Source organism: Actinomycetospora chiangmaiensis DSM 45062 (genome assembly GCF_000379625.1).
Lineage (GTDB): Bacteria > Actinomycetota > Actinomycetes > Mycobacteriales > Pseudonocardiaceae > Actinomycetospora > Actinomycetospora chiangmaiensis.
The window spans coordinates 109,258-134,833 of record NZ_KB903220.1 but is presented as its reverse complement, the minus strand read 5'-3'; the positions used below and the strand labels follow the sequence as shown (position 1 = coordinate 134,833).

Annotated in this window: 31 protein-coding genes and 1 tRNA gene; 12 read left to right on the top strand and 20 right to left on the bottom strand. The window is 72.9% G+C overall.

From position 1 onward, the window contains the following. Positions 1-62: 62 nt before the first annotated feature. Both A3CO_RS0109155 and A3CO_RS31075 read right to left on the bottom strand, forming a co-directional pair. A complete protein-coding gene (locus A3CO_RS0109155) occupies positions 63-728 on the bottom strand; it encodes a 4'-phosphopantetheinyl transferase family protein (RefSeq protein ID WP_018331945.1) in 666 nt (221 codons plus the stop codon). Then, positions 725-1,624 (bottom strand): metallophosphoesterase family protein, encoded by a 900-nt coding sequence (locus A3CO_RS31075; RefSeq protein WP_018331944.1) that lies wholly within the window; start codon positions 1,622-1,624, stop codon positions 725-727. The genes A3CO_RS0109155 and A3CO_RS31075 overlap by 4 nt, the downstream gene beginning before the upstream one ends. A gap of 85 nt (positions 1,625-1,709) precedes the next feature. Here A3CO_RS31075 and A3CO_RS0109145 point away from each other — a divergent pair, with 85 nt between their 5' ends. Further along, entirely contained in the window at positions 1,710-2,894 is a 1,185-nt protein-coding gene (locus tag A3CO_RS0109145) for an adenylate/guanylate cyclase domain-containing protein (protein WP_157647267.1), read from the top strand. A gap of 244 nt (positions 2,895-3,138) precedes the next feature. Here the strand turns inward: A3CO_RS0109145 and A3CO_RS0109140 are convergent, their stop codons facing one another. Then, positions 3,139-3,369 (bottom strand): hypothetical protein, encoded by a 231-nt coding sequence (locus A3CO_RS0109140; protein ID WP_018331942.1) that lies wholly within the window; start codon positions 3,367-3,369, stop codon positions 3,139-3,141. Between the two features lie 20 nt (positions 3,370-3,389). Then, positions 3,390-3,650: a hypothetical protein gene (locus tag A3CO_RS0109135; RefSeq protein ID WP_018331941.1), complete on the bottom strand. Its 261-nt coding sequence runs from the start codon at positions 3,648-3,650 to the stop codon at positions 3,390-3,392. 297 nt (positions 3,651-3,947) lie between these two features. Between A3CO_RS0109135 and A3CO_RS0109130 the strand changes: the two genes are divergently transcribed. The 3 genes from A3CO_RS0109130 (at position 3,948) to A3CO_RS0109120 (ending at position 6,202) form a co-directional block, all read left to right on the top strand. Beyond that, positions 3,948-5,135 carry a hypothetical protein gene (locus A3CO_RS0109130; RefSeq protein ID WP_018331940.1) on the top strand — a complete coding sequence of 396 codons (1,188 nt, stop codon included), beginning with the start codon at positions 3,948-3,950 and terminating at the stop codon, positions 5,133-5,135. A gap of 37 nt (positions 5,136-5,172) precedes the next feature. Then, positions 5,173-5,838, top strand: coding sequence for a class II aldolase/adducin family protein (locus A3CO_RS0109125; protein WP_018331939.1), 666 nt, complete (start codon positions 5,173-5,175; stop codon positions 5,836-5,838). Between the two features lie 61 nt (positions 5,839-5,899). Then, on the top strand, positions 5,900-6,202 hold the full coding sequence (locus A3CO_RS0109120; protein ID WP_018331938.1) for a hypothetical protein: 303 nt from the start codon (positions 5,900-5,902) through the stop codon (positions 6,200-6,202). A 4-nt stretch (positions 6,203-6,206) separates the two neighbouring features. On the opposite strand, the gene A3CO_RS0109115 is transcribed toward A3CO_RS0109120, so the two are convergent. After that, entirely contained in the window at positions 6,207-6,695 is a 489-nt protein-coding gene (locus A3CO_RS0109115) for a MaoC family dehydratase (RefSeq protein ID WP_033414138.1), read from the bottom strand. A gap of 8 nt (positions 6,696-6,703) precedes the next feature. Beyond that, positions 6,704-7,849: a GDSL-type esterase/lipase family protein gene (locus A3CO_RS0109110; RefSeq protein WP_018331936.1), complete on the bottom strand. Its 1,146-nt coding sequence runs from the start codon at positions 7,847-7,849 to the stop codon at positions 6,704-6,706. 143 nt (positions 7,850-7,992) lie between these two features. Between A3CO_RS0109110 and A3CO_RS0109105 the strand changes: the two genes are divergently transcribed. Beyond that, complete coding sequence (locus A3CO_RS0109105; RefSeq protein WP_018331935.1) at positions 7,993-8,451, top strand: SRPBCC family protein; 459 nt, start codon at positions 7,993-7,995, stop codon at positions 8,449-8,451. A gap of 55 nt (positions 8,452-8,506) precedes the next feature. Here the strand turns inward: A3CO_RS0109105 and A3CO_RS0109100 are convergent, their stop codons facing one another. From A3CO_RS0109100 to A3CO_RS0109090, 3 genes are read right to left on the bottom strand one after another with little or no spacing between them, the layout of a single operon-like run. Further along, the gene (locus tag A3CO_RS0109100; protein ID WP_018331934.1) at positions 8,507-8,839 is read right to left on the bottom strand and encodes a VOC family protein; all 333 of its coding nucleotides are present in this window, start codon (positions 8,837-8,839) and stop codon (positions 8,507-8,509) included. A 14-nt stretch (positions 8,840-8,853) separates the two neighbouring features. Next, positions 8,854-9,546 carry a hypothetical protein gene (locus A3CO_RS0109095; RefSeq protein WP_018331933.1) on the bottom strand — a complete coding sequence of 231 codons (693 nt, stop codon included), beginning with the start codon at positions 9,544-9,546 and terminating at the stop codon, positions 8,854-8,856. A gap of 6 nt (positions 9,547-9,552) precedes the next feature. Further along, complete coding sequence (locus A3CO_RS0109090) at positions 9,553-10,557, bottom strand: isopenicillin N synthase family dioxygenase (RefSeq protein ID WP_018331932.1); 1,005 nt, start codon at positions 10,555-10,557, stop codon at positions 9,553-9,555. A 47-nt stretch (positions 10,558-10,604) separates the two neighbouring features. Between A3CO_RS0109090 and A3CO_RS0109085 the strand changes: the two genes are divergently transcribed. Together A3CO_RS0109085 and A3CO_RS0109080 are read left to right on the top strand one after the other, a co-directional pair. After that, entirely contained in the window at positions 10,605-11,558 is a 954-nt protein-coding gene (locus tag A3CO_RS0109085; protein ID WP_018331931.1) for an RNA polymerase subunit sigma-70, read from the top strand. Between the two features lie 55 nt (positions 11,559-11,613). Continuing rightward, positions 11,614-12,213: a maleylpyruvate isomerase family mycothiol-dependent enzyme gene (locus A3CO_RS0109080; RefSeq protein WP_018331930.1), complete on the top strand. Its 600-nt coding sequence runs from the start codon at positions 11,614-11,616 to the stop codon at positions 12,211-12,213. Here A3CO_RS0109080 and A3CO_RS0109075 read toward each other — a convergent pair. From A3CO_RS0109075 to A3CO_RS31070, 4 genes are all read right to left on the bottom strand, one after another. Continuing rightward, complete coding sequence (locus A3CO_RS0109075; protein ID WP_018331929.1) at positions 12,205-13,029, bottom strand: SCO6745 family protein; 825 nt, start codon at positions 13,027-13,029, stop codon at positions 12,205-12,207. The two genes, A3CO_RS0109080 and A3CO_RS0109075, sit on opposite strands and share 9 nt — an antisense overlap. Positions 13,030-13,123: 94 nt before the next feature. Next, positions 13,124-13,354: a hypothetical protein gene (locus tag A3CO_RS0109070; RefSeq protein WP_018331928.1), complete on the bottom strand. Its 231-nt coding sequence runs from the start codon at positions 13,352-13,354 to the stop codon at positions 13,124-13,126. A 28-nt stretch (positions 13,355-13,382) separates the two neighbouring features. Further along, on the bottom strand, positions 13,383-14,525 hold the full coding sequence (locus A3CO_RS0109065) for an inorganic phosphate transporter (RefSeq protein ID WP_018331927.1): 1,143 nt from the start codon (positions 14,523-14,525) through the stop codon (positions 13,383-13,385). 136 nt (positions 14,526-14,661) lie between these two features. Continuing rightward, positions 14,662-14,931 carry a hypothetical protein gene (locus A3CO_RS31070; protein WP_018331926.1) on the bottom strand — a complete coding sequence of 90 codons (270 nt, stop codon included), beginning with the start codon at positions 14,929-14,931 and terminating at the stop codon, positions 14,662-14,664. Between the two features lie 114 nt (positions 14,932-15,045). Between A3CO_RS31070 and A3CO_RS0109055 the strand changes: the two genes are divergently transcribed. From A3CO_RS0109055 to A3CO_RS0109040, 4 genes are all read left to right on the top strand, one after another. Next, positions 15,046-15,118, top strand: a tRNA-Asn gene (locus tag A3CO_RS0109055). Positions 15,119-15,399: 281 nt separating this feature from the next. Continuing rightward, a complete protein-coding gene (locus tag A3CO_RS31065) occupies positions 15,400-15,813 on the top strand; it encodes a DUF2267 domain-containing protein (protein WP_018331925.1) in 414 nt (137 codons plus the stop codon). A 25-nt stretch (positions 15,814-15,838) separates the two neighbouring features. Next, the gene (locus A3CO_RS0109045; RefSeq protein WP_018331924.1) at positions 15,839-16,558 is read left to right on the top strand and encodes a type 1 glutamine amidotransferase domain-containing protein; all 720 of its coding nucleotides are present in this window, start codon (positions 15,839-15,841) and stop codon (positions 16,556-16,558) included. Positions 16,559-16,614: 56 nt separating this feature from the next. Further along, positions 16,615-16,887: a hypothetical protein gene (locus A3CO_RS0109040; protein WP_157647261.1), complete on the top strand. Its 273-nt coding sequence runs from the start codon at positions 16,615-16,617 to the stop codon at positions 16,885-16,887. 68 nt (positions 16,888-16,955) lie between these two features. Here the strand turns inward: A3CO_RS0109040 and A3CO_RS0109035 are convergent, their stop codons facing one another. The 3 genes from A3CO_RS0109035 to A3CO_RS31060 form a co-directional block, all read right to left on the bottom strand. After that, positions 16,956-17,465, bottom strand: coding sequence for a hypothetical protein (locus tag A3CO_RS0109035; RefSeq protein WP_033414135.1), 510 nt, complete (start codon positions 17,463-17,465; stop codon positions 16,956-16,958). After that, a complete protein-coding gene (dnaG, locus tag A3CO_RS0109030; protein WP_018331921.1) occupies positions 17,462-19,363 on the bottom strand; it encodes a DNA primase in 1,902 nt (633 codons plus the stop codon). The genes A3CO_RS0109035 and dnaG overlap by 4 nt, the downstream gene beginning before the upstream one ends. A 61-nt stretch (positions 19,364-19,424) precedes the next feature. Further along, positions 19,425-20,618, bottom strand: coding sequence for an alpha/beta fold hydrolase (locus tag A3CO_RS31060; RefSeq protein WP_018331920.1), 1,194 nt, complete (start codon positions 20,616-20,618; stop codon positions 19,425-19,427). An 82-nt stretch (positions 20,619-20,700) separates the two neighbouring features. Here A3CO_RS31060 and A3CO_RS31055 point away from each other — a divergent pair, with 82 nt between their 5' ends. Continuing rightward, entirely contained in the window at positions 20,701-21,279 is a 579-nt protein-coding gene (locus A3CO_RS31055; protein WP_018331919.1) for a TetR/AcrR family transcriptional regulator, read from the top strand. Here A3CO_RS31055 and A3CO_RS0109010 read toward each other — a convergent pair. The 4 genes from A3CO_RS0109010 to A3CO_RS0108995 form a co-directional block, all read right to left on the bottom strand. After that, the gene (locus A3CO_RS0109010) at positions 21,245-21,595 is read right to left on the bottom strand and encodes a thioesterase family protein (protein ID WP_018331918.1); all 351 of its coding nucleotides are present in this window, start codon (positions 21,593-21,595) and stop codon (positions 21,245-21,247) included. The two genes, A3CO_RS31055 and A3CO_RS0109010, sit on opposite strands and share 35 nt — an antisense overlap. Before the next feature lie 85 nt (positions 21,596-21,680). Beyond that, on the bottom strand, positions 21,681-23,333 hold the full coding sequence (locus A3CO_RS0109005; protein ID WP_018331917.1) for a GMC family oxidoreductase: 1,653 nt from the start codon (positions 23,331-23,333) through the stop codon (positions 21,681-21,683). A 7-nt stretch (positions 23,334-23,340) separates the two neighbouring features. Continuing rightward, the gene (locus tag A3CO_RS0109000; protein WP_018331916.1) at positions 23,341-24,003 is read right to left on the bottom strand and encodes a gluconate 2-dehydrogenase subunit 3 family protein; all 663 of its coding nucleotides are present in this window, start codon (positions 24,001-24,003) and stop codon (positions 23,341-23,343) included. A gap of 27 nt (positions 24,004-24,030) precedes the next feature. Further along, positions 24,031-25,536, bottom strand: a complete 1,506-nt coding sequence (locus tag A3CO_RS0108995; RefSeq protein ID WP_018331915.1) for an aldehyde dehydrogenase family protein — start codon at positions 25,534-25,536, stop codon at positions 24,031-24,033. Positions 25,537-25,576 lie beyond the last annotated feature (40 nt).

Sequence of the window (25,576 nt, the reverse complement as noted above, 5' to 3'; positions counted from 1 at the left end):
AGGCACACCTGAGCGCCTCGCGCCCTGCCTCACGTTCACCCTCGCGGCGGGGACCGCGACGGTCAGCCGGGCGGCTCCAGTGCGATCGCGGTGACGACGTGCCGCCCCGCGACCGTCCAGCGCCCCCGGAACTCCGACACCGTGACGCCGTCCACGACCGGGCCGGGCACGAGCAGCTCCGCGCGGAAGGTGCCGTCGGGGCCCGGCGTCAGGAACGCCTCCTCGAAGCCGAGCCAGCGCCCGGTCAGCGGGAACCACGTCTTGTAGACCGACTCCTTGGCCGAGAACAGCAATCGGTCCCAGTGCACGTCGGGGTGCGCCGCGGCGAGCGAGGCCAGGACCGCCCGCTCCCCCGCGGCCGACACCGCGTCGAGCACCCCGTCCGGCAGCGGCCCGTGCTGCTCGGCGTCCACCCCCAGCGAGCGCAGCTCGGACGACCAGGCGACGGCGGCGCCGCGGAAGCCCTGCGTGTGCGTGATCGACCCGACCACCCCGGGCGGCCACACCGGCGACCGCTTCTCCCCCACCGGCACGGCGTCGGCGGCGGCACCGAGCGCCGCCAGGGCCTCCCGGGCGCAGCGGCGGGCGGTGGTGAACTCCGCGCGGCGCGAGGCCACGGCCTTCGCGACGGCGGGTTCCTCGGCCGGATGCAGCGGGCCGGACCCCTCGTCGTCGAAGCGGACGGCGGTGACGGCCGCGGCCGGCAGGACCTCGGCCAGGGGGTTCACCGCACCGACTCCCAGCGGGCGCCGTGGCCGATGGCCCAGGCGGTGAAGGGGTCGGGGACCTGCGGCTCGGGGGCGGGGAGGATGCGGCGCAGCGGGCCGCGCACCAGGTCGTGGCGCTGCCACTCGCGGGGGTAGCCGACCGACACCTCCTCGAAGCGCACCCCGTCCTCCCAGGTGGTGCGCGGGACGTGGAGGTGGCCGTAGACCACGACGGCGGCGTCGTACTCGACGTGCCAGCGGGCGGTCTCGGTGGTGCCGCACCACAGCGAGAACTCGGGGTGGCGCAGGACGCGCAGCGGGAGCTCGGTCATCGGCCAGTGGTTGACCAGTACCGTCGGGAGCCCGCCCAGGCGCGCCGCGAGCCGGCGGCGGGTCTCGGCGAGGCGTTCCGCGCACCACGCCACCGGTCCCGCGTGGGGACGCGACGCCATGAGGAACTCGTCGGTGCAGACGACCCCGGCGTCGCGGGCGACCTCGAGCGCGTCCTCGACGGAGAGCCCGACCATGTCCGGGCGCACGCGCCACGAGTAGTCGTAGAGCAGGAACATCGGGCAGATCAGGTGGCCCGCGAACACCGGCCACTCGTCCTCGGGGGTCAGCACCCCGAGCGAGCGGCAGACCTCGACGAGGTGCTCGTAGCGCGCGGGGCCGACGAGCTGCACGTCGTCGCCGGGCGGCGTCCACAGGTCGTGGTTGCCGGGCACCCAGATGACCTGCTCGAACCGGTCGGCGAGCAGCGCCAGCGCCCACCGGACGTCGGCCACCTTGTCGGCGACGTCCCCCGCGACGATCAGCCAGTCGCCCGGGTCGGTCGGGCGCAGATCCCGGACGAGCGCCTCGTTGTCGCCGCGGTTGACGTGGAGGTCGCTCGTCGCGAGCAGACCGGGACCGCTCATCGTGTCGAGCTCCGCTCCGCGACGTCTCCCATCGGACGATCACTCTAGTCGCGCCGCGCGGGCCGCGATTCGTCATGATGAGGTCGTGCCACCGCGCCACCTGACCTCATTGCCGATCCCGCAACGCCTGCGGTCGGCGATGGCGGAGACGGACTACGACCGCGCGGGCCTGCTCGAGGGCCTCACCGGGGACCAGCGCCGGATCCGGGTGGAGGTGCTCTCGGCGCTCGCGAGCGACGGAGTCGGCATCGAGACGATGCGCGAGGCGATCGAGCGTGACCGCCTCGGCCTGCTGCTGATCGAGCGGACGCTCGCCCCCGAGGACGGCTGGTCGATGTCCGGGATCTGCGCGCACACCGGGCAGGACCCGGAGGTCGTCTCGAAGTGGTTCCGCGCCCTGGGCCGGCCGGTGTCCACCGACCCCGACGAGGAGATGTACACCGACGAGGACGCCGAGATCGCCGAGCGCATCGAGCGCTACCGGGCGCTCGGGTTCAGCGACGACGAGATGATGCCGGTCGTCCGGGCGATCGGCCGCGGTGTGCTGAACATGGCCGACGCGCTGGGCGGGCTGCTCGGCGAGGCGCTGCTGGCGGCGGGCGAGCCCGAGCCGGAGATGGCGCTGCGATACGCGATCGAGGCACGCCGGATCGCCGAGCAGGACCTGCTGCACCTCACCCACCTCGTCTCGGTGGCGCTGGCCGACCGCATCCGCTCGCACGCCATCGCGATCGAGGAGTCGACGGCGGGGCGGCTGCAGGGCGCCCAGGAGGTGACGGTGTGCTTCGCCGACCTCGTCGGCTTCACCGACCTCGGCGAGAACGTCTCCGCGGCCGAGCTCTCCGAGGTGGCCGAGCAGCTCTCGGCCTGCGCCACCGACATCGCCACCCGCCCGGTGCGCCTCGCGAAGACGATCGGCGACGCGGTGATGCTGGTGTCATCCGACACGACGGCCCTGGTCCGGGCCGCCGTCGAGCTGGCGCGCCGCTGGGCGGACTCCGACGACGGGCGACCGGACGTGCGGGTCGGCATCGCGAACGGGATCGGGGTGCCGCACGCCGGCGACTGGTTCGGCCCGCCGGTCAACCTCGCCTCACGGGTCACGACGACGGCCCGTCCCGGCCAGGTGGTCGTCACGGCCGCCGTCCACGACGCGGTGGTGGCCCGGACCGGCGACGAGCACGAGTTCCGGTGGCGGGTCGCCGCACCGCGGCGGTTCAAGGGCATCCGGGGGGCGCAGCGCCTCTACCGGGTCACCGCCGCGTCCTGATCCCCGACGGCTCCGACGGCTCCGACGGCTCCGACGGCTCCGACGGCGTTGACGGCGTTGACGGCCCGGACGGAGAGCCGGGGTCGGCGGCGGTCCGCTCCCCAGCGACCGCCGCCGACCCGGGCAGTCGGCGTTCCCCGAACACCGACACCAACCGTCCGTCGGTGGGAAAACAGTGAGGCACGGACCACTCCCCCGTCCAGCCCCAACCCTCGATCACCACATGAGTTCACCCGGTGGGGTGTCACGGAGAGGGCTTGCGGGTGTGTTCCGCGGCCCGGACGCGGAGCAGGTTCACCGCGACGCCCATCGTCAGGATCACCCCGAGGATGAACACCACGAAGCCGACGACGACCGAGGCGCCGGTGAGCACGAGGGCGAGGCCGACGAGCAGGAGCACGGCGGCGAGGACCCAGCCGCCGAGGAGCAGACGGATCGGCGTCGTCCGGAACCGCACCGCGAGGCGTTCCACCATGGTCGGAGTCTATCGGCGTCTCAGGCGGCGAGACCGAGATCGTCGAGCCAGGAGATGACGGTGCGGGCCGCGAGGCCACGGACCGGGTCCAGCAGGGTGCGGAGCTTCGCCGCGGCGAATAGCGTCCCCGCGCGGTCGAGATGGCCCCGGCTGAGCTGCTCGGCGAGGGCGACGGCCTGGGCGCGGTCCGCCGCGTCGAGGTCGTCCAGCGATTCCCGGTTGGCGAGCACCGAGCGGGCGGCGACGCGCGCCTGCTCACTCGTTCGGTGCTGATCGTTCACAGGGAGGACGTTACGTAAAGTACAACGATGTCACTCTGTGCATTCACGTGGAGCGGTCGATCGGCGCGCCCGACGGTCGTCCCTGCTGGTCAGGACCACACGATCGGGCGAATGCACGGGTTGACGAACCGGAGCCGCGGGGATCGCCACGCCCGGCGGCCGCTCCGACCCGCCGTCGCGAAGTTGCTCCGTCTGCCGCATCGTGCGCTATGGAATTGATCACAATCGAATTCGTACGCTCGTGGCACGCGACGTGCAGCCCGCGGCGTCGCACCGGACGAACGGCGAGGTTCGCTCATGTCGACGACCACCCCCTCCGCACCACCGGAACGCCGGGCGCGCGCGCTGCCGTGGTGGGGCTTCGGCCTCGCCAACGTGGTGATCGTGCTCGTGCTCTCGGTCCTCGTGTGGTGGTTGCTGGTCGACCCGGAGTGGAGCCCGATCGGGTCCTACCCGCAGCCGTTCAATGCCCTGCTCTTCTGGTCGGTCATCTCGGTCGTCTTCGTGACCTTCAACTGCGGGTGGACCGGTCCCGCGCGGCCGGCCCAGCCGGGGCGGGGACTGACCGCCGTCGTCGTCACCCTCCTCATGTCGGCCGCGATCGTGTCGGCCCTGGCCTTCGGCTGGGGTGCGGTCGACCCGACGTTCGCCGCCTCCCGCCCCGACGGCGCCGGCTTCACGGCGGGCCAGCTGATCGTGCTGTTCGCGTTCTTCTTCTACGTGACCGCGGCCATCAACTGGATGCACTGGCCGTGGGCGGGGCGCCTCGAGCAGCCCTGGGTCGGGCTCGCGACGATCGGCATGCTCGTGCTCCCGACGCTCGCCGTCTACGGCGTGCTGGCCCTGCCGAACGTCGCGACCTGGGCCGACCGGGCCACGGTGCTCATCAGCGCCCCCACCCTCATCGGCTGGTTCTACTCGGTGATCGTCAGCGTCGTCGTCACCGGCCTGCTGTGGGACAACCTCCCCTGGTCGCTCGCCGGCTCGCCCGGCCGCGTCACGGCGGTCTCGTTCGTCGGCAACCTCCTGTTCGGCACCGTCATCTACTACGCCGTCGGTGGGCTCGCCCGGCTGCTCATGGGGTCGGCGAACGTCGCGGCCCTCGGCGACGGCGTCACGCAGTACGCCGCGCAACTCGGGGTCTGCTGGGTGTTCTGGATGATCGCCTGGGCCAACGTCTTCGGGAACCGCCCCACCCGTCTCGGGACCGCCGCCAACCTGGCGATCCGGCTCGTCGCCACCCTCGCCCTCGGGGTGGTCACCTTCCTCGCGTACTACTTCTTCGCCGCCGACGTCGTCCTCCACGAGCCCGCGGCCGGCGCGACGATGCACGGCAACGCCCTCGGCTTCATGGATCTCGCCGTCCTGCTCACCCTCTACTACGTCATCTACCTGGAGTCCTTCGGCCTGCCGCGGGCGGAGCCGGACGCCGCCGCGGCGGACGAGGAGACGATCGCGGTCGAGACCGGCGCGACGCACGTCTGACCGCGCACGGGGCCGGGGCGCCACTAGCCTCCGACCCGTGTCCGACCTCGACGACGCCCGGGCCGCCCTCGCCGAGCACGCCCGGCGGCTCGTCGCGGACCGGCTCGTCGCGGGGACCGCGGGGAACCTGAGCGTGCGCGTCGGCGACCTGGTCGCCGTGACCGCCTCCGGGGTCGCCTACGACACGATGACGCCCGAGGACGTCGTCGTGGTCGACCTCGCGGGGACACCCGTCGTCGGGACCCTCCGGCCGACGAGCGAACTCCCGCTGCACCTGCTCTGCTACCGCCGCCACGGGGCGTCGGCCGTGGTGCACACGCACTCGGCGGCGGCGGTCGCGCTCTCCCTGCTCCGCGACGACGTCCCGCTCGTGCACTACCAGACCGCGATCTTCGGGGGTGCCGTGTCGGTCGCGGAGTACGCCCCGTACGGCACCGACGAACTCGCCGCGACCACCTCGGCCGCCCTGGCCGACCGCACCGCCGCGGTGATGCGCCACCACGGGACGATCGTGCTCGGAGCGACCCTGCGCGCCGCCTACGACGGGGCGGCGCACCTCGAGTGGCTGTGCGACGTCTGGCTGCGGGCGGCCGCGGTCGGCACCCCGCGCGTGCTCACGACGGACCAGGTGGCCGACGTCGTGGAGCGGTTCCGGGGCTACGGCCGACGTGACCACGCGTCCCCGGACGGACGCGACGAGTGATGTGGCCCGAACCATTCCCGACGGCAGGTCACGCAAGACCCGTTGCGTGGGATGAGCGGGCGTGACGGTGAACGGGGAACGGGCGCTCTTCTGGCCCGGCCTGGCGACGGCCCGGGAGCTCGCGGCGGAGGCCGGTGCCCGCACCGTCGGGACGCAGCACCTCCTGCTCGCCGTCCTGCGCCGCGCCGAGGCGGACGCCGCGGCGGCCGACTGCCAGGTGCTCGACGCCCTGCTGGCCGAGCACGAACCCTCCCTCGCCCACCTCGTCCTGACCGCCCTCGGCGCCCACCGCCGGGTCAGGCTCGCCCGGCAGACACGTCGGACCCGCCTCGACGGTGCCGACGGGGACCTCGTCGACGCCTGAGGACCTAGTCCGGCCGGAGCGCGATCATGTTCATCGCCGTCCCGGTCAGCACCGCCCGGTCGTCGTCGGTGAGCACCGCGACCTCGGTCCGGACGATGCCGCGGTCGGGCTTGGACCGCGAGGGCCGGGACTCGACGACCGTCGTCCGCAGCCGCACCGGCTCGTCCGGGCGCAGCGGGGCGGGCCAGCGCAGCTCGTCCACGCCCGGGGACGCGAGGCTCGCGACGGCGGAGATGTAGTGCTCGCAGTACATCCGCATCATCACGCCGGCCGTCTGCCAGCCGCTCGCGATCAGGCCGCCGAACGGTCCGGTCGCCGCCCACTCCGGGTCGGTGTGGAGGCGCTGCGGGTCGTACTGCCGGCCGAACGCGACGATCTCGTCCGCGCTCAGCGCGAGCTTCCCGTACTCGTACGTCTCGCCGATGACGTAGTCCTCGAACCACCGGTCGTCGATCGGCGCGCGGAAGTCCGTCGCGCTGAGCACCTCGGTCACGGCCGCGATCATGTCACCGCGGCGAAGGGGCCGCCCGGGCCGAAGGCGAGCCGCGCGAACCGCTCCCCGATGAGCCGGTGGGTCGCCGCGTCGGGGTGCAACGCGTCGGGCAGGGGCAGCTCCGCCTCGTCGGCCTCGCCGTAGAGCTTGCGGCCGTCCAGGTACGTCAGGTGCGGGTCGTCGGCCCGCTGCGCCGCGACGGCCGCGAGCACCTCGCGGATCACCCGCAGCGTGAGCCGCCCGGCGGGCACGTCCGCCGGGTCCCCGGTCGCGACGAAGCGCGTCGCCCCGTCCTCCAGCACCGCCCCGCCCGGCCCCGGCGTGTCCTCGTGGATCGGGCACAGGAGCGGCGACACCAGCAGCAGCGGCGTCGTCGGGTGCCCGTCACGGATGGTGTCGAGGAACCCGTGGACGGCGGGGGCGAGGACCCGGCGCCGCATGACGTCCCCGTTCACCAGGTTGATCCCCAGCTTCACGCTGATCAGGTCCGCCGGCAGGTCCCGGATCGTCCGCGCGACGAACGGGTCGATCATCGCGCTGCCGCCGAACCCCAGGTTGACGAGCTCCACGCCGCCGGCGCGCGCCGCGAGGGCCGGCCACGTACCCGTCGGGGACGCGGCGTTCGAGCCGTGGCTGATGGAGCTGCCGTGGTGGATCCAGCGCGGCCCCCCCACCGACGACGGATGGACGGACGCGTCCGCGCGGAGCGCCACGAGGTCGGTGGTCTCGTGGGTCGGCAACCAGATCTCGACGTCGTGCTCGCCGGGCGGCAGCGCGAAGCGCACCGTGCCGGCCGGACCCGCCGTCGTGACCGCCTCCCCGGTCGTCAGGTCCGTCTCGACGCGGGTGCCCCCGGTGGTGCTCGCGGCCGTGACGACCTCGCCGTCGACGACGAGGTCGTAGACGCCCTCGGCCCGCGGGGGCAGGCCGCGGTAGGAGTACACGGTGCGGTGGGTGTCGAGCTCGACGGCCGACGCCTCCGTGCGGAACACGAGTCGCACGCCCGACGGCTGCGACTCGGCCATCGCGAGCTGGGGCTCGACGTTCTGGGCACGCGCCCGGGCGGGCAGTCGGTGCGGGCGCAGGCCCGTGGCCGTGGGCTCCAGGTCGAGGGCGCCCCGGACCAGGTCGGGTGAGAGATCGACGGCGAGCACGGTCGCGCACCGTACGGCCCCGCCGGGTGGCGCGCGTGGGCATGCGCGGAACCCCGACGTCGTCGTCCGTGCCCGGACTGACACTGCCCACGTCGACCGGCCGCCCTCGACGGACGCCGGGGGCGCGGGCCAGGATGCGACGCGTGACCGACGACCCGTACGCCTTCGCCGACTCCGTCTGGGTCGACGCGACCCCGCACCATGTCTACGACGTCGTCTCCGACGTCACCCGCCACGGCGAGTGGAGCGAGTTCACCCGGTCCTGCGAGTGGGAGGACGCGACCAGCGCCGTCGTCGGGGCCCACTTCACCGGGCACAACTCGCGGCCCGGCCGGGACTGGTCGACGCGCAGCGAGGTCGTCGCCGCGACGCCGGGCGTGGAGTTCGCCTGGGAGGTCCGGGACGGCTTCGTCCGCTGGGGCTTCACCATGGCACCGGAGGCCCGGGGTACGCGGTTGACCCAGAGCTGGGAGTTCCGGTCCGTGGGACGGGAGTACATCCGCGAGACCTTCGGTGAGGACGGCATCACGCTGCGGGTCAACGACGCGCGTACGTCGATCCCGCCGACGCTCGAGCGGATCAAGAAGGTCATCGAGGGCTGAGGCCGCCCGGCGTCCCCCGGGGCACGATCCTGTCGGCCCTGCGGGGTCCCGGCGTTCAGGCCGGTCCGCCGCCGACGCCGAACTCGTTGCCGTCCGGGTCGCGGAAGACGGCCTTGCGGACGCCGTTGCCGTAGGTCTCCGTCCACGCCGGCCCGACCCCGGCGCCCGTCAGGAACGCGTCGAGGTCGTCCAGGAACACCGTGGCGTGGGAGTGACCGGCCCGGTCCGGCGCGCGCTCGACGTAGACGAACCGGTCCTCGGCGATCTCCCAGACCGCCTCGTCGTCGTTCGGACGCATCACCGGCTGGGCGCCGAGCAGGCGCGAGAACCAGGCGATGGCGGCGTCGAGGTCGGAGACCCAGAAGCCGGCGAAGAGGGCGGGCGACACGACGACGGAGTGTCTCAGGACGGCTGCAGGTCCAGGCCCTTGACCAACCAGGCCGTGGCGAACGCGAACACCGCGACCGACTCCAGCCAGAGCAGGAAGCGGATCTCGTCGCGGACCGCGGTGTCCAGCACCAGACCGCCGACGAGCGCCACGAGCAGCGCCAGGACGATGAGCACCCCGCACACCCGGAACAGCACGCGGCGGCCGCGCGGCACCGTGTTGACCCGGACGTCGGGGTCGCGCGGGAACAGGAACAGGCAGAAGACCGCCATGCCGAGGAAGAACACCGCGGCGGCGGTGAGGTGCAGGCCGCCGACCAGCCGCTGCAGCGTCGTGGGGTCCACCGGGGTGGTCGGGCAGAGCCCCACGATCGCCGCGGCCACGCCGGCGACGACGCCGACGCGGCGTTCCCAGGCGCCGTACCGGTAGGTCACGAGGAACACCGCGAAGGCGATCTGCGCGCCGACGAAGATGTTGCCCGAGTACGTGTAGTAGTACGCGCTGATCGAGGGCCGGACGGACTCCCAGAAGCCCGGCGCCACGTGCGTGCCGTTCGCGGCGTCGACGACGAGGGCCCAGGCCCAGGTGAAGAGCACGACCAGCACCGGCAGCGCGAACCCGACGGTCCCGACCAGTCGCCGTTGCAGCAGGTGCGAACGGACGAACCAGCGGTCCTCGAGCCAGTCGGTCACCGTGAACGACGCCACGGGCGATCATCGTGCCAGGGCGGCCACCAGATCCGGGTGGTGGGCGGCGGCGACGTCGGGATGGGCCCGCAGGCGCGCCTTCAGCAGGTTCTCCCCGAAGGTCCCGGAGATGACGTTGTCGGGGTCGGCCGTGACGCCCCGGGCCTGCGCGGCCAGCTCCGGCGGGAGCGCCACGCGGGGCACCGTCGAGTCGAGCGCCGGGTTGAAGAAGAACGGGATCGACAGCCGTGTCTCGCCCGGCGGCGGGGACACGACGCGGTGCACGGTCGCCGTGAGGTAGCCGTCGGTCGCGAACTCCAGGAGCTCCCCGATGTTCACGACGAAGGCCCCGGGCACCGCGGGCGCGTCGATCCACGTGCCGTCGCGCTCGACCTGCAGGCCGCCCTTCCCCGGCTCGATCATGAGGAGGGTGAGCACGCCCGGGTCCTGGTGCGCGCCGACGCCCTGCCCCCGCTCCTCCCGGCCCGGGTAGCGGACGAGCTTGATCAGCGTGGAGGGACGGTCGCCGAAGAGGCCGTCGAACAGGTCGGCGGGCCCGCCCAGCGAGAGCGCCCACGCCGCCATCAGCCGCTGGGCGACGACGGTGCAGCGCCGCTCCCAGTCGGTGAACACCTCCCGCAGCCCTGGCTGGGCGGCGGGCCAGAGGTTGGGGCCCTCGAGACGCATGTAGGCCGGGGCGTCGGGGTCGTCGCAGACGGCGCGCTCGGCCCCGAGGTCGATCTGCTCGCGCCAGTCGACCCGCCCGCGGGTGAGTTCGCCGCCGGTGCGGGTGTAGCCGCGGAAGTGCGGGCTGCCGAGCATCTCCACGGCGCGCTTGTCCGCCTCGGGCAGCGCGAAGAACCGCTCGGCCGCGGCGAAGGCGCCGGCGATCACGTCGTCGCCGATGCCGTGCCCGGTGAGGTAGCAGAACCCGACGTCGTGGGTGGCCTCGCGCAGCCCGACGCGGAACCGCTCGGCCGCGGGGCCGCCCCGGTCGAGCTGCGCCATGTCGAGGATCGGGAGCGCGGTCATGGCCCCGATCCCACCAGGACCCGTCGTCATGGGGGAAGGTCTGCGGTGTGGCCACCCCCACCGTCACCGAGCTCGAGGCGCTGCGCATCCCGCTGACCGCCTACTGCTACCGGCTGCTCGGCGCGGCCGCGGACACCGACGACGCCGTGCAGGAGGCGATCGTGCGGGCGCACCTGCAGCGGGAGCGGTTCGACCCGGCGCGGGGTGTCCTGCAGGCGTGGGTCTTCCGCATCGCGACCAACGTCTGCCTGGACATGCTGCGCAGCGCCCGCCGTCGCGCGGTGTGCGTCGATTTCGGGCCCGCCGCCGTCCCCGGGGCCGACCTCGGGAGCCCCCTGCCCGCCGGCCGGTTCGTCGAGCCGATGCCCGATGCGCGGCTGGTCGCGGCGCGGGATCCGGCGGACGTCGTCGTCGAGCGGGAGAGCGTGCGCCTCGCGGTCGTCGCCGCGCTGCAGTACCTCCCGCCACGGCAGCGGGCGACGCTCGTGCTGCGCGACGTCCTCGGCTTCTCCGCGGCGGAGACCGCCGGGATCCTGGAGACGACGACGGCGTCGGTGACCAGTGCCCTGCAACGGGCGCGCGAGACGCTGGCACGGCACCGCCCCCGTCCGACCGATCGCCTGGACCCGGACGACGCCGTCCAGCGCGGGCTGCTCGAGCGCTACGTCGCGGCCTTCGAGGCGCACGACGCGGCCCGGCTCGTCGCCCTGCTCCGCGAGGACGCCCGCACCTCGATGCCGCCGTTCGCCTGGTGGATCGAGGGCGGCCCGACGATCGCGGCGCTCGTCGCGGCCGGCGGCTGCGAGGGGGCGCGGCTCGTCCCGACGGCGGTCAACGGGCAGCCGGGGTTCGGGCAGTACCGGCCCGACGACGACGGGGTGCTGCGGCCGTTCGCGGTGGTGCTCGTGGAGACCCGCGGCGAGGGCATCGACCACGTCACCACCTTCCTCGGCACCGCCGACCGCTTCGCGGAGTTCGGACTGCCCGACGACCTCCGATGAGTTCGCGGGCTCCCCGACGTAGAGGACACGACGAACCCCTCGACGAGGAGACGCCGTGACCCGACAGCTCGACCTCACGCTCCCGCTCGCCCGCGAGACCGCCGCCGAACGACGACGGCTCGCCGACCTCTACGCCGACCTCACCCCCGGCCGGTGGGCCGCGCCGTCGCTCTGCGCGGGCTGGCGGGTCCGCGAGGTCGTCGCCCACGTGACGATGCCCTACCGCCACTCGTCCTGGCGGGTGCTGCGCGGGATCGCGGCCGCCCGCGGCGACTTCAACCGCTTCGCCGACCGCATCGCGCGCGAGGACACCGCCCGCCTGACCGACGAGGAGCTGCTCCGCTCCCTGCGCGACAACGTCGAGCACCCGTGGCGCCCGCCCGCCGGCGGACAGGCGGGTGCCCTGAGCCACGACGTCATCCACGGCCTGGACGTCACGGAGGCCCTCGGCCTGGAGCGCGTGCCGGCCGACCGCGTGAAGCAGGTGCTCGACGGCGCCGGTCCGCGGGCGATGGCCTACTTCGGCGCCGACCTGGACGGGGTGCGGCTCGTCGCGACCGACGCCGAGATCGTCGTCGGGGAGGGTCCGGAGACCGTCGAGCTGCCCGCGGTCGACCTCCTGCTCCGCGTCACCGGCCGCGTCCGGTCAGGCTGACCAGGTGGCGGTCAGGGTGGCGCTGACCGGCTCGAGCAGGGTGATCAGCTCGTCGAGCTGGGCGGCGGACAGGGCGGCGTAGGGCGCGGCGGCGAGCTCGTCGGTCAGGTCCTCGACGTGTCGTTTGAGCTCGCGGCCCGCGTCGGTGAACCGGCCCTCGCCGTCGACGAGGCCCCGCTCCCGCATCCCGTCCATCACGGCGGCCAGCCGGCGCTTCGGCAGGTGGTGGATGCGGCCGAAGGTCTCCGCCGGGTGGATGCCCATGTCCAGGGCCGACAGGACGTGGGCCTCGGTGCCCCCGACCCGCGCGCCGACGAGCGCGGCCACGTGCCCGTCGCCGCGGTGCTCGCGCAGGATCGTCGCGGCGTGCCACAGCCGGGCGAGCGGCTCGTCGGGCACCGGGTGGGTCCGCATCCCGGCGTACATGACCCGCCCCGCCACGGGCGCGCCCGTGGCGGCGGTCAGGGTCAGGTCGGCGGCCCGGGCGATGCCCGGCGCGTCGGCGGCCCGGCCCAGGATGCGCCGCAGCGCGGCCACGCTCCCCCGCTGCTGCGCCGCGAACGACGCCTCGGGGCTCGCCGTCTCCCACACGCCCGGGATGTGCCGGGCGACCTCCCCCGGGGCGAAGCTGTAGAACGCCGCGTCCACGACCGCCGCCGGCACGCGCCCCAGCCCGGCGGCGCGGGCCGCGAAGTAGCCGTCCCAGTAGGTGCGGTGACCGAGCGCGGCGTACTCCTCGTTGACCTCGTCGCCGAGATAGGTGGCGAGGCAGATCGGCTCGAGGAGCTCGAACATCCGGCGGGCGGTGCTGGTCATGGCGTCTCCCTCGGTCGGGCGCGGTCACCACCACGTCGAACGGGGGGCCGTCGGTTCGACGACCCCCCGCGACCGGTCCGAGGGTAGGGAGTGGTCAGGCCACGATCAGGTACAGCCCGTAGAGCACGATCAGGGCCGCGACACCGAGGCAGACCGCCCCGACGGCCGTGCCCGCCGCGGGCGAGAGCGCCGGCTCCGGCCCGTCGGGCCGCGGCGCCCGCGCCGCGAGCCCGACGATGCCGAACGAGACCAGCGCCGTCACCGCGATCGCGGCCGCGAAGGACACGAGGGCGACCAGCCCGAGGGAACCCCACGCGATGCTCATTGCTTCTCCCGTCGCGTCGCTCGCCCGGTCATGCCTGCGCCGCCTCACGCTGCTCGTCCGGAGCCACCGGCGCCGGCACGTCGTTGACGTTGTCCGCGGTCACCGGCGTGCGACGCGAGGCCGCGTAGATGCCGACCGCCGCGGCGATCGCGACGACGGCGACGAGCACCGTCCCGACGACGCCCTGCGAGGCCGCGTACGCCGCGACCGCACCGACGACGGCCGCGGCGGGCAGCGTCAGGATCCAGGCGATCGCCATCTGGCCGGCGACGCCCCACTGCACGCCCGCGATCCGGCGGCCGGCCCCGGCGCCGAAGATCGCCCCGGTGGCCACCTGCGTCGTCGAGAGCGCGAAGCCCAGGTGCGCCGAGGCGAGGATGACCGCTGTCGTCGACGTCTCGGCCGCGAAGCCCTGCGGGGTCTGGATGTCGGAGACCCGCTTGCCGAGGGTGCGGATGATCCGCCAACCGCCGAGGTAGGTCCCGAGACCGATCGCGAGGCCGGCGGAGAGGATCACCCAGATCGGCGGCCCGGCGTCCGGCGCGAGGACCCCGGCGGCGATGAGCGTCAGGGTGATGACGCCCATCGTCTTCTGGGCGTCGCTGGTGCCGTGCGCGAGCGCGACCAGCGACGCCGAGAGGATCTGGCCGCCCTTGAAGCCCTTCTTCACCGACTCGGTGTCGGCGCGGGCGGTGCTGCGGTAGGCGATCACCGTGCCCACGAGGGCGATCACGCCGGCGAGCACCGGCGAGATCACCGCCGGCAGGATGATCTTCGACAGCAGCGTCGAGAAGTGCACCGCCCCGGCCCCGGCCGCCACCACGACGGCGCCGATGAGACCGCCGAACAGCGCGTGCGAGGAGCTCGACGGCAGGCCGAGCAGCCAGGTCAGGAGGTTCCAGAGGATCGCGCCGATCAGGCCGGCGAAGATGATGTACGGGTTGATCTTCGTCTCGTCGACGAGCCCGCTGGAGATCGTCTTCGCGACCTCCACGGACAGGAAGGCGCCGACGATGTTGAGGACGCCGGCGATCAGCACCGCGACCTTGGGCTTCAGTGCCCCGGTCGCGATGGAGGTCGCCATGGCGTTGGCGGTGTCGTGGAAGCCGTTGGTGAAGTCGAACGCCAGCGCCGTCACGATGACGACGATGACGATCAGTGAGATCTCCATGCCCTGGCGGGTCCCCTCCGGGTGATGAACGGGAGTGGTCACATCGCACGGTAGGTGCGTTGCGCAACCATCCCGACGCCACGGCGGGGAACAGGGTCTGAACAGCCCCTTCGGGGCGAGTAAAGCCGTGCCGGCGTCAGTGACCGTTCGAGCGGACGGAGCGGCCCGGTGCGGCCGGCTGGTGACCCGGTGCCGACGACGGGGCGACCTTCTCCTTCGCGACGGTGACGGCCGCGTGCACGGCCTCCCCCGCCTTCGCCTGCGCGACCCCGGCGGCCGCCTGCACCTGGGGGTTGTCGGCGACCCGGCGGTAGGCGCGGGAGAGCTGCTCGTAGCGCTCCCGGCCGGCTCGCGTGCCCAGCACGTAGCCCACGCCCATACCCAGCGCGAACGGCAGCAACTTCATGGCCCGGTTCCTCCCGACGACGACGTGGACCCATCCTGCCTGACGGGTCCGGATCCGCGTCGGGTACCGTCTACGACCAGAGCGGAACGGACACCGAACCGGTCCGCTGCACGGTCCTCCTTAGCTCAATTGGCAGAGCATGCGACTGTTAATCGCAGGGTTACTGGTTCGAGTCCAGTAGGAGGAGCACTCCCCCCAGGTCAGGGCCTTCACGGCCCGGCCGCTGCACGATCGCGAGTGCCCGGAAGCCCCTCCAGGGGTCTCGGCGTCGCGCCCATGAGCCAGATCGCGAGCGTTGACTCTGATCGAGCCCGTCCGCGCCGAGAGCGGTTCTCGTCCTCGGGGCCGGTGCACGGGGCAGGTCACGTGGTGCCGACGCATCGCTCGGCCTGACAGGGTGAACGTGGCCCGGCAGAAACCATCTCCGGGGCCTGAGACGCCGCCCGCCCGCCGTGGCCATGCTGGGCCATGGACCACGACCAGTTCACCGATGAGGTCGCCGAACGGGCGAGCATCGGGCGGGAACAGGCGGAGCCGCTGATCCGGGCCAGCCTGTGGACGCTCGGCGAACGCATCACCGGTGGGGAGGCCCGTCAGCTCGCCACGCAGCTCCCCGTCGAGCTGCGGAGCCCGCTGCTGGCGGCCGAGGAGGAGGCCGAGGGATTCAGCCTCGACGAATTCATCCGCCGGACCGCGGAACGCGCGGGGGTGGACCGGGGCACGGCGGACGTCGGCGTGGCCGCGGTGTTCGCCACGCTGCGCGACACGATCAGCGGTGACGTCTGCAGCCACATGATGAGCCAACTGCCCCTGGAGTTCAGGGAAGTGGCACCCGCCCCTCGTCTCCACGACGTCCGGCCAGCAGGTGGAGACCGATCATGACCCTGCCCGTCCCGGTGGTGGACCGATGACCCAGATTCTGTTGGCGCTTTCCGGCAGCGACCACTGGACGCTCAACGACGGCACCCGACACCCGACCGGGTACTGGGCCGAGGAGTTCGTCGTGCCGCACAGCGTGTTCCGCGACCAGGGTGTCGACGTGGTCGTCGCCACGCCGGGCGGGGTGGCGCCCACGGTGGACCGGATGAGCCTGCACCCGTCGAGGGCCGGCGGGGAGAGGAGAGCCACCGCCTTCCGCGACTACCTCGACGCGATCGCCGACGACCTGGCGCGCCCGATGGCGTTGGAGCACGCGGTGGGACACGTCGCCGACTACGACGCCGTCTTCATCCCCGGCGGACACGGCCCGATGGAGGATCTGGCCGACTTCCAGCCGCTGGGCGAGCTCCTCGTCCAGTTCTTCGACTCGGGCCGCGTCGTTGCGGCGGTCTGCCACGGCCCGGCGGGCCTGCTGTCGGCCGACCGGCCAGACGGCGGCTGGCTGTTCGACGGCATGCACATGACCGGTTTCACCGACGAGGAGGAACGCCTGGGTGGGCTCGCCGACCGCGCGCCGTGGCTGCTGGAGGACAGGCTGCGGGAGCGCGGTGCGGACTTCGAGGCGGGTCCGCCGTGGGCGCCGCACGTCGTGGTGGACGGCAACCTGCTCACCGGGCAGAACCCCGCGTCGTCCCAGGCGGCCGCCGACCGGACGCTGGGCGAACTGCGCGTCCACGAGGCACGATGATCACTACCGGGACGGTCCACCGGATACGCGGGTTGAACGGCGACGGGATCCCGATCGTGTCCGTGTACGTGCAGGTGCCGATCGATCCGAGGGACCGCGCCGGCCTGCCCGGCCGACTGAACAGCGTGCTGGACCAGGTCGAGCCGATGGCCGAGGAGAGGTCCCTGGATCGGACCGCTCGGCTGTCGCTGCGCGCCGACACGGAGCGCATGCGCGAGGAGGTCCGGACCGAGCGCTGGCGGCCCGGCTCGGTGGGGTTCTTCTCGTGCAGCGCCCGCGACGTGTTCGAGGCGGTCCAGCTGCCGCGTGCCGTGAGGGACCGTCCGTAGCGGCCGTGCCGGAGGGCGGTGCCAGGCATCGGTGGAACCCCGTGGGGCGTACGGACGCCCGACGAGGATCAGCCCCGGAGCTTCTCCGCGATGCCCTCGGCGAGGGTGAGCACCTCGTCGGGATCGGTCCCGGGGTCGGGCCGCACGTGCACCTCGATCCCGTCCGGGGTGCGCCGCTGCACGAACCACGCGCCGCCGCCGGGCAGGTCGTGGTGCTGGCGTGTGGTGATCACCGCCGTGACCCGCCGGTGCACCGTCTCGGGCACGCGGCCGGGCTCGGGCAGCGGCAGGCGCACCGGGGCGGCGTCGGCGAGGACCACCACCGAGCCGTGTCGGGCGGACACGGTCGCCTCGACGACCGTCAGGGCCCCGTTCGCCCACGTGGCCTTCGAGACGAGGTGCCACGGCACGCGCCGCTCCCCCACCCACAGGCCCAGGTCCGTCGCGAGGACCACCTCGCCCGCGCGGGTCCGGGCGTCGGCCAGCACCCGCTCCTCGGGGTCCAGCGTCCCGGTGAACCCGTCGGGCGTGATCTCGCGGCCGAGCAGGACCGAGGCCAGGCGGTCCGTGAACCTCATGCCGACCACTGCCCGCCGATCGCCTGGTCGCGCAGCGCCTTCTTGTACTGCTCCAGCGCCACCAGGTCGCCGAACAGCTCGTGGTACTCGTCCGCGTCGGTCACCGGCGAGATCCGTTGCAGCCGCGACTTGATCTCCGCGACCTGCCGCTCCACCAGCGCGCCCTGCAGCGCGGTCAGCATCGAGGACACATAGCGGTGGTCGTCGGCCTCGCGCGACTGCATCGGCTCGACCGCGAGCTCGGCCACCAGCCGGCCGTACGACGGCGGGGTGATCGCCCCGGTCACCGCCGCGACCCAGGACCCGCCCGAGTAGCCGCTCGAGGTCCCACCCGCCGCGAGGATCGCGCGGTGCACGGCGAGGTAGCCCTCGTGGGAGAACGCGTCCTCGGGCAGCGTGTCGAACACCGGCCCGGCGAGCGCCGGGACCTGCAGCGCGGACTTGAGCACCTCGCGCTGCACCCGCAGGCGCGGGTCGTCGCGCGGCGGCAGCGGCGGGCCGTCGGGAGCCGCCTGCTCGACCGGCCGCACCCGTCGTCGGGACGTCTGGCGCTGGTCGGCGGGCTGGCCCGCGGTCTCGCGCACCCGGCGCACCACCTGGGCCTCGTCGGCCCAGCCGGTCCAGCCCGCGAGCCGTCGGGCGTACCCGTCGCGCAGCTCGATCTGGCGGATCTGCGCGACGAGCGGGACGCACCGCTTGAGGGCGGCGGTCTGACCCTCGACGGTGCCGAGGTCGTACTCGTCGAGGATCGAGCGGATGGCGAAGGTGAACAGCGGGGCGCGGCGGGCGACCAGGTCGCGGACCGCGGTGTCGCCCTTCGCCTGGCGCAGCTCGCAGGGGTCCATGCCGTCGGGCGCGGTGGCGATGAAGGTCTGGGCGGAGAACTGCTGGTCGCCGTCGAACGCCTTGAGCGCCGCCGCCTGCCCGGCCGCGTCGCCGTCGAAGACGTAGATGACCTCGCCGCGGTCGAACGAGTCGTCGAGCAGCAGCCGGCGCAGCACCGCGACGTGGTCCTCGCCGAACGCCGTCCCGCAGCTCGCCACCGCGGTCGGCACGCCGGCGAGGTGCATCGCCATGACGTCGGTGTAGCCCTCGACGATCACCGCCTGCCGGGACTTCGCGATGTCGCGCTTCGCCTTGTCCAGCCCGAAGAGCACCTTCGACTTGTGGTAGACGGGCGTCTCGGGGGTGTTGAGGTACTTGGCCTCGATGCGGTCGTCGTCGAAGAGCCGGCGCGCGCCGAACCCGACGACGTCCCCGCCGAGGTCGCGGATCGGCCACAGCAGGCGCCGCTGGAAGCGGTCGCGGTGTCCGCGCTGCCCCGGCACCGAGAGACCGGCCTTCTCCAGCTCGTCGAGGGCGTAGCCGAGCCCGAGCAGGTGCTTGGTCAGCCTCTCCCAGCCACCGGGCGCGAAGCCGCAGCCGAACTGCTCGGCCGCCGCCTGGTCGAACCCGCGCTCGGCGAGGAACTGCCGTGCGGTGTTGGCCTCGCCCGGGGCGCGCAGCTGCTCGGCGTAGAACTCGGCGGCGGCCTTGTTGGCCGCCAGCAGCCGGGAGCGCGTGCCGCGGTCGCGCTGGACGCTGGCCCCGCCGCCCTCGTAGGTCAGCCGGAAGCCGACCCGGTCGGCGAGCTTCTCGACCGCCTCGACGAACCCCAGCTGGTCGATCTGCATGAGGAAGTCGATGGCGCTGCCGTGCGCCCCGCAGCCGAAGCAGTGGTAGGTGTTGTGGCTCGTCCGCACCTGGAACGACGGCGACTTCTCGTCGTGGAACGGGCAGAGCCCCTTCATCGAGCCCGGCCCGGCGGGCCGCAGAGCCACGTAGTCGCCGACCAGCTCGTCGATGCGGTTGCGGTCGCGCACCTCCGCGATGTCGGAGTCCCGGATGCGTCCCGCCACGCCCGGCAGTTTACGACGGCGGGTGGGGGCGGCGGGGGCGCATCGGCGGGAGGACCCGCCGTCAGGCCCGGACGGTGTCGACGACCCCCGTGACCGCGGCGAGGGTGGCCTCCGGCTGCTCCACGTGCGGCAGGTGGCCCGCCTTCTCGACCACCGTGAACGGCGCGCCGAGGGCCGCCGCGTAGGCGCGGCCGTAATCGAGGTCGGCGATCCGGTCGGCCTCGCCCCAGACGACGGCGGTGGGGACGGTGATGCCGGCCAGGCGGTCGCGCAACGACGGGTCGTGCATGTAGGGCTCGCCCGCGTAGTCGGCGAACACCGCGGCGTTGGCCGCCATCACGGCCTGGCGCTCCGGCGGGAGGGTGGTGGGGTCGATGCGGAACCGGTCGGGGTCGGCGTAGGAGAACTCGGCGATCTCGTCGAGCGGCATCCCGAGGATCGGGCGCACCGGGTGGTCCGGGACCTCGATCCCGACGGCGTTGACGAACACCACCGACCCGACCCGACCCGCCGTGTCCTGCAGGGCCATCTCGGCGGCGACCCACCCGCCGACCGAGCTGCCGACCAGGGCGACGTCGTGGAGGTCGCGCTCCGCGAGCACCGTCAGGAAGCGGGCGGCGACGTCGGCGACCGTCCGGCAGCCCTCGGGGCGCGGCGTCCCGTCGAAGCCGGGCACGGTCGGGGCGAGGACGTGGTGGTCGTTGCCGAGCTGCGCCGCGAGGCCGGCGACCGAGAACGGCCCGCCACCGCCGTGCAGCACCATCACCGGGCGGCCGCTCCCCTGCTCGGCGACCGCCGGGGCGTACTCCGTCGCGGGCACCGTCGCGTAGCGGGCCATGACCGGGGTGACGTTCTCCGGCGTCATGGGGCGGCCGCTCTCGATCATCGCGCGGAGGTCGCGGAAATACTGCACGTAGAGGTCGGGCGTGAAGGTGTTGAGCAGGACCGCGGGTTCGTCGCCCGGGTTCTCGAAGGTGTGCGGCGCCCCGGGCGGGACCATCACGAGCGTGCCGGCGGGCGCGTCGTGGACGGTGGTCCCGACGATGAAGCGGGCGGTGCCCCGGACGACGTAGAAGCCCTCGTCGTGCTGGGCGTGCCGGTGCTGCTGGGGCCCCGCGGTGTGCGGGGCGATGGTGATCTCGCTGATCCCCAGGCGGTGGTCGGTGGTGCTCCCGTCCTCGAGGATCCGCATCGTGACCGGGCCCAGTGGCGCGATCTCCCCCGTCGTCGGGCCGACGATCGACACCTCGGTCATGACCGACCTTCTCTCGTGAGAGTGAACTTTCACGACGAGACGCTAGTCCCGCTCCGAGGCCTCGTGCAAGTACGCTCTCACGATGGCGGTGCGGACCCAGCAGAAGGAGCGGACCCGGCAGGCGATCGCGGCCGCAGCGCGGGAGCTCGTCGTCGGGAACGCGGAGGTGACGATGCCCGCGGTCGCCCGGCGGGCCGGGGTCTCCGAGGCGACGGCGTACCGCTACTACCCCGACCTCGTGACGCTCCTGCGCGAGACCGTGGGCGACACCTGGCCCGCGCCGGCGGAGCTCGTCCCGCTGGACGGGGTGGACGACCTCGGGGAGCGCGTGGCCCGGGTCGCGGTGGCGTTCTGCGCGCGCACGATCGCCCACGAGGTCACCGTGCGGGCCATCGTCGCGGCGTCGATCTCGGGCGGCGGGATGCGGGCGGCCCACCGGTTCGCCCTCATCGAGCACGCCCTGGCGGACGTGCCGGAGTCGCCGGCCCGGGCGGCGCTGGCGACGCGGCTCGCCGTCGTCATCAGCGCCGAGTCGATCTTCACGCTGCTCGACCTGTGCGGTCTGGACCCCGACGCGACGACCGCGGCGCTGCGGGACACCGCTGTCGCGATCGTCGCGGGGTCGACTACGAGCGGAAGGCGCCCATCCGCTCCACGATGACCCGGTCGATCTCGCCGTCGGCGACCGTGGCGCCGTCGCCGTCGGTGGCCGAGACCGCGAACGAGAGGCGGCCCTTCTCGTCGGGGCCGCCGGTGAGCTTCGCGGTGGTGGTGATGCTGCCGCCCACGCGGGTGGGCCGACGGTGCTTGACCCGGACCGCCGTGCCGACGGTGGTCTGGCTCGCCGCGAGCTTCGGACGGGCCGCCTCGACGGTGGCCGCCTCGAGCCAGGCGATGAGTCGAGGGGTGCCGAGCACGGGAACGTCGCCACTCCCGAGGGCCTGCGCGGTGTCGTCCTGGGTCACCTCGTACGTCACCGGGCCGACCCTACGGGAGGTGGCCTGCGGCCTCGTGAGCACTAAGTGGGGCTATAGGCCCACTTAGCGCTCACCTGAGCGCAGCTCACATGTCCGGCGCGTCCGCGTTCGACGGCGTCGTCTTCTGCGACGTGATGTGGTCGTAGTTGCGCTTGATGTACTCGCCGGCCCGCACCGCGAGGGCGCCGATCGTCGACGTCGGGTTGACCGCACCACCGGTGGTGAGCGTCGACCCGTCCACGACGAACAGGTTCGGCAGGTCCCACGTCTGGCACCACTTGTTGAGCGTCGAGTCCTGCGGGTTGTTCCCCATCCGACAGGTGCCCATGAGGTGCCAGGCCGGCGGCGGGTAGAGCACGCCGGTGTCGTTGGTCTCGACCGCCCCGACCGCCCGCGTGGCCTCGAAGATCTTCTCGATGCCGTACTTCGCGAGCGCGATGTCGTTCTCGTGCAGTTCGTAGTTCACGTGGGCGGCGGGGATGCCGTCGGAGTCGGTGACGTCCGGGTCGAGGGTGACGCGGTTGGTCTCCACCGGGAGGTCCTCGCCGAACATGAAGACCATGAGGTGGTTGGCGAAGTGGTTCTCGAAGAAGTCCCGGTGCTTCTCCCCCCACGGCGCCGTGTAGCCGGTGTGCGTACCCATCGCGGCGTAGGACGGACCGAAGGAGCGGGCCACCTGCATGCCGAACCCGTTGACGAATCCGCGGTTGACATCCGTGTGGTAGAACTCGTGCGAGTACATCGGGGAACCGAACGAGCCCTTGAATCCCTCGACGGGCTCGTCGAACCACGAGTCGCAGAACGAGAACACGTGGTGCATGAGGTGCTTGCCCACGAGACCGTTCGAATTCGCCAGACCGTCCTCGTGGCCCTTCTGCGCACTCGCGAGCAGCATGCGCGGCGACCCGATGCCGTTGGCCGCGAGTACCACGATCTTCGCGCGGATCTCGTGCCGGTTGCCGGTGTTGCGGTCGATGTAGACCGCACCGGTCGCCCTGCCGCCGTCGGCGGTGATCGTCTCGACGCGGGCCATCGTCCGCAGGTCGACCCCGGCCCGGACGTTGTAGGGCCAGTGCGCGTGGGCCGGCGTCGACAGCGACCCGGTCGGGCTGCCGGAGAGCTCGTTGCCCATGCCCACGTCGGCCTCGCGGTTCTCGCGGGGCCGGGTGATCACGGCGTTGTCGGACGGCCACCAGTGCCACCCGAGGTCGCGGGACGCCTTGGCGTACTTCAGCCCGAGCTTGCCGGGCAGCACCATCGGGTCGCGCTGGGCGTTCTTGCGGTCCGGGTACGACGGGTCACCGATCAGGCCCGAGATACCGTAGATCGCGTCGTTGCGGTCGTAGAACGGCGCCAGGTCCTCGTAGGAGATCGGCCAGTCGATCGTGCCCTCGAGGCCGTGCTCGGTGCCCTTGCGGAAGTCGACCGGCTTGTACCGCGGCCAGTGCCCGGCGTAGTGCACCGTCGAGCCGCCGACGTTGTTCATCATGTACGGCGTCGTGGTCCCGGTGACCGGATAGTCCTCGGGCAGCTGGCGGACGTTCGGGTCGTAGGCCCACCCGCGCTGCTTCTCGATCTCCCACTCGTCGTGGTAGTGCGGGTGCTCGGGGGCGGTGACCCAGGGCCCCTGCTCGAGGCACACGATCTTCGCGCCCGTGTCCTTGAGCTCGTAGGCGACGCCGGCCCCACCCGGACCGGCACCGATGATCAGGACGTCGACTTCTTCGTAGCTGGCCATGGGTGCCTCACTGGATCCAGGTGACTTTGGAGAGGTCGACGCGCTCGACCTGGTCGGTCTCGAGATAGGAGCCGTTGTCGTTCGCCTGCGCGAGCGTCGTCTCGTCCCACGGCTCGAGGGACTGGATGTAGCCGTAGGGCAACGGCGGGCCGTGGTAGTCCTTGCCGGCCGGCACGTTCTTCCGGATCGCGATGACGACCTCGGGCCGCGAGTAGTAGCCGTAGTAGACGAGCGCGCGGATCTGCTCGAAGAACGGGTCCTCCGCCTTCTCCAGGGCCTCGAACGCCTTCGCCCGCTCGCTCGGGTCGGCATCGACGAACGCCTGGCCGAGCCTGTCCAGCGCGGCGACGAAGGAGTCCTCGTCCGCCCACGGGAAGTGCTTGTTCTTGTACCCGGTCGGCGTGATGTAGCGGCCGCAGAAGCCGACGATGTCGGTCGCGCTCGCGTCCGGCCAGTCCGGGTGCGGAGGGATGATGGTGTCGGCCAGCGCCCTGATCACGGCCTGCCGGGCCTCGCTGAACTGCACCGGGCGCTCGAGGCCGCCGAGCCGGGGCCGTCCGGTCTCGAAGTACCCGCCGCCCTCGCCGGGCTCGACGGTGGCCTCGGGCGCGCCCCAGGGAGCCGGGGCCTCCCCGACGCGATCGCCGTTCTCGGTGTGCACGGAACTCATGGCATCTCCTCCTCGCGATGGTGGGTTCTAGAGCGGGGCGCCGGCCCAGTCCGTGGCGGCGCGGAGCGGATCGAGGTTGATCGCGATGTGCTTGACCTGGGTGTAGTTGTGGACCGACTCCAGGCCCTCGTCCCGGCCGGTGCCGCTCTGCTTGTGACCGCCGTGCGGGGTCATCGGCAGCTCGCCGAACCAGTCGTTGATCATCACGCCGCCCACCTGGATCCGGCGGGCGGTGGAGAGCAGCGCGGTGATGTCCTTGCCGAGCAGGACCGCGAAGAGGCCGTAGATCGAGTCGTTCACCGCCTCGACGAGCTCGTCCTCGGTCGTCCACCCGTGCACCGACGCGACCGGACCGAAGATCTCCTCGGTGGCGATGCGGGCGGAGGGGGCGACGTCGGTGAACACCGTCGGGCCGACGAAGAACCCGCCCTCGTCCGTGCCCGCGGGCCGGTCACCGCCGTAGAAGAGAGTCGCCTCGCCCTTGCCGATCTCGATGTACTCGGTGACCTTGTCGTACTGCTTCTGCGAGATCAGCGGGCCCATCTGGGTGCCGTCGGCGAACCCGTCGCCCACCCGGGTCTCGTCCAGGCGCGCGGTGAGCTTCGCCAGGAAGGCGTCCTTCACGTCCGCGTGCACGAAGAGCTTGGTCCCCGCGACGCACACCTGGCCGGCATGCGAGAGGAAACCCTGGACCGCGACCTCGACGGCCTCGTCGAGGTCGGCGTCTGGGAAGACGACCGTCGGGCTCTTGCCGCCGAGCTCCAGCGTCACCTGCGCGACGTGGTCGGCAGCGAGCTTGGCGATCTGCTTGCCGGTCTCGGTGGACCCGGTGAAGGTGATGCCCGCGACGTCGGGGTGCGCCGCCAGAGCGGCCCCGGCCTCGGCCCCGTAGCCGGTCACGACGTTGAACACGCCGTCCGGGAAGCCGGCCTCCTTCACGAGCTCGGCGAACTTCAAGGCCGAGAGCGAGGTGTCCTCGGCCGGCTTGACCACGCACGTGTTGCCCAGCGCGAGCGCCGGGGCGCAGGACCGCACCAGGATGAGCAGCGGGTAGTTCCACGGGATGATGTGCGCGGTGACGCCGAGCGGCTCGAGCAGCGTGAACGAGAGCTTGTTGCCCGGCACCTCGATGGTGCGCCCGCCGACCTTGTCGGCGAGGCTCGCGAAGTAGTCGAGCCAGAGCGGGATCGCCCCGACCAGCTCCTGGGCCTTCGCCAGGTAGTGGCCGGAGTCGAGCGCCTCGAGCCGGGCCAGCTCGTCGGCGTTCTCGGTGACCTTGGCGGCCAGCTCACGCAGCAGACCGGCACGCACGATCGCGTCGGTGAACTGCCACTCGACGGCCTTCTCCTTCGCGGCGGCGACGGCCTTGTCCACGTCGGAGGAGTCGCCGCGCGGGACCTGGGCGATCGTGCGGCCGGTGTTGGGATCCACCGTCGGGAAGGTCTGGCCGGCGCCGGCGGCGGTCCAGGAACCGCCGATGAACATCTGTGCGTGCTCGGCCGTGCGGGCCGAGCTGTCGAGGGTCAGGGACATGGGGATTACCACCTCGTCGCTGAAGTGTCGGATTTCCGGA

What these genes read in the sequence shown, in the direction of transcription:
- A3CO_RS31075 (WP_018331944.1), bottom strand. Translation starts at nt 1,624, where the DNA reads ATGAGCGGTCCCGGTCTGCTCGCGACGAGCGACCTCCACGTCAACCGC.
- A3CO_RS0109140 (WP_018331942.1), bottom strand. Translation starts at nt 3,369, where the DNA reads ATGGTGGAACGCCTCGCGGTGCGGTTCCGGACGACGCCGATCCGTCTG.
- A3CO_RS0109130 (WP_018331940.1), top strand. Translation starts at nt 3,948, where the DNA reads ATGTCGACGACCACCCCCTCCGCACCACCGGAACGCCGGGCGCGCGCG.
- A3CO_RS0109090 (WP_018331932.1), bottom strand. Translation starts at nt 10,557, where the DNA reads ATGACCGCGCTCCCGATCCTCGACATGGCGCAGCTCGACCGGGGCGGC.
- A3CO_RS0109075 (WP_018331929.1), bottom strand. Translation starts at nt 13,029, where the DNA reads ATGACCAGCACCGCCCGCCGGATGTTCGAGCTCCTCGAGCCGATCTGC.
- A3CO_RS0109070 (WP_018331928.1), bottom strand. Translation starts at nt 13,354, where the DNA reads ATGAGCATCGCGTGGGGTTCCCTCGGGCTGGTCGCCCTCGTGTCCTTC.
- A3CO_RS0109065 (WP_018331927.1), bottom strand. Translation starts at nt 14,525, where the DNA reads ATGGAGATCTCACTGATCGTCATCGTCGTCATCGTGACGGCGCTGGCG.
- A3CO_RS31070 (WP_018331926.1), bottom strand. Translation starts at nt 14,931, where the DNA reads ATGAAGTTGCTGCCGTTCGCGCTGGGTATGGGCGTGGGCTACGTGCTG.
- A3CO_RS31065 (WP_018331925.1), top strand. Translation starts at nt 15,400, where the DNA reads ATGGACCACGACCAGTTCACCGATGAGGTCGCCGAACGGGCGAGCATC.
- A3CO_RS0109045 (WP_018331924.1), top strand. Translation starts at nt 15,839, where the DNA reads ATGACCCAGATTCTGTTGGCGCTTTCCGGCAGCGACCACTGGACGCTC.
- A3CO_RS0109035 (WP_033414135.1), bottom strand. Translation starts at nt 17,465, where the DNA reads ATGAGGTTCACGGACCGCCTGGCCTCGGTCCTGCTCGGCCGCGAGATC.
- A3CO_RS31060 (WP_018331920.1), bottom strand. Translation starts at nt 20,618, where the DNA reads ATGACCGAGGTGTCGATCGTCGGCCCGACGACGGGGGAGATCGCGCCA.
- A3CO_RS31055 (WP_018331919.1), top strand. Translation starts at nt 20,701, where the DNA reads ATGGCGGTGCGGACCCAGCAGAAGGAGCGGACCCGGCAGGCGATCGCG.
- A3CO_RS0109005 (WP_018331917.1), bottom strand. Translation starts at nt 23,333, where the DNA reads ATGGCCAGCTACGAAGAAGTCGACGTCCTGATCATCGGTGCCGGTCCG.
- A3CO_RS0109000 (WP_018331916.1), bottom strand. Translation starts at nt 24,003, where the DNA reads ATGAGTTCCGTGCACACCGAGAACGGCGATCGCGTCGGGGAGGCCCCG.
- A3CO_RS0108995 (WP_018331915.1), bottom strand. Translation starts at nt 25,536, where the DNA reads ATGTCCCTGACCCTCGACAGCTCGGCCCGCACGGCCGAGCACGCACAG.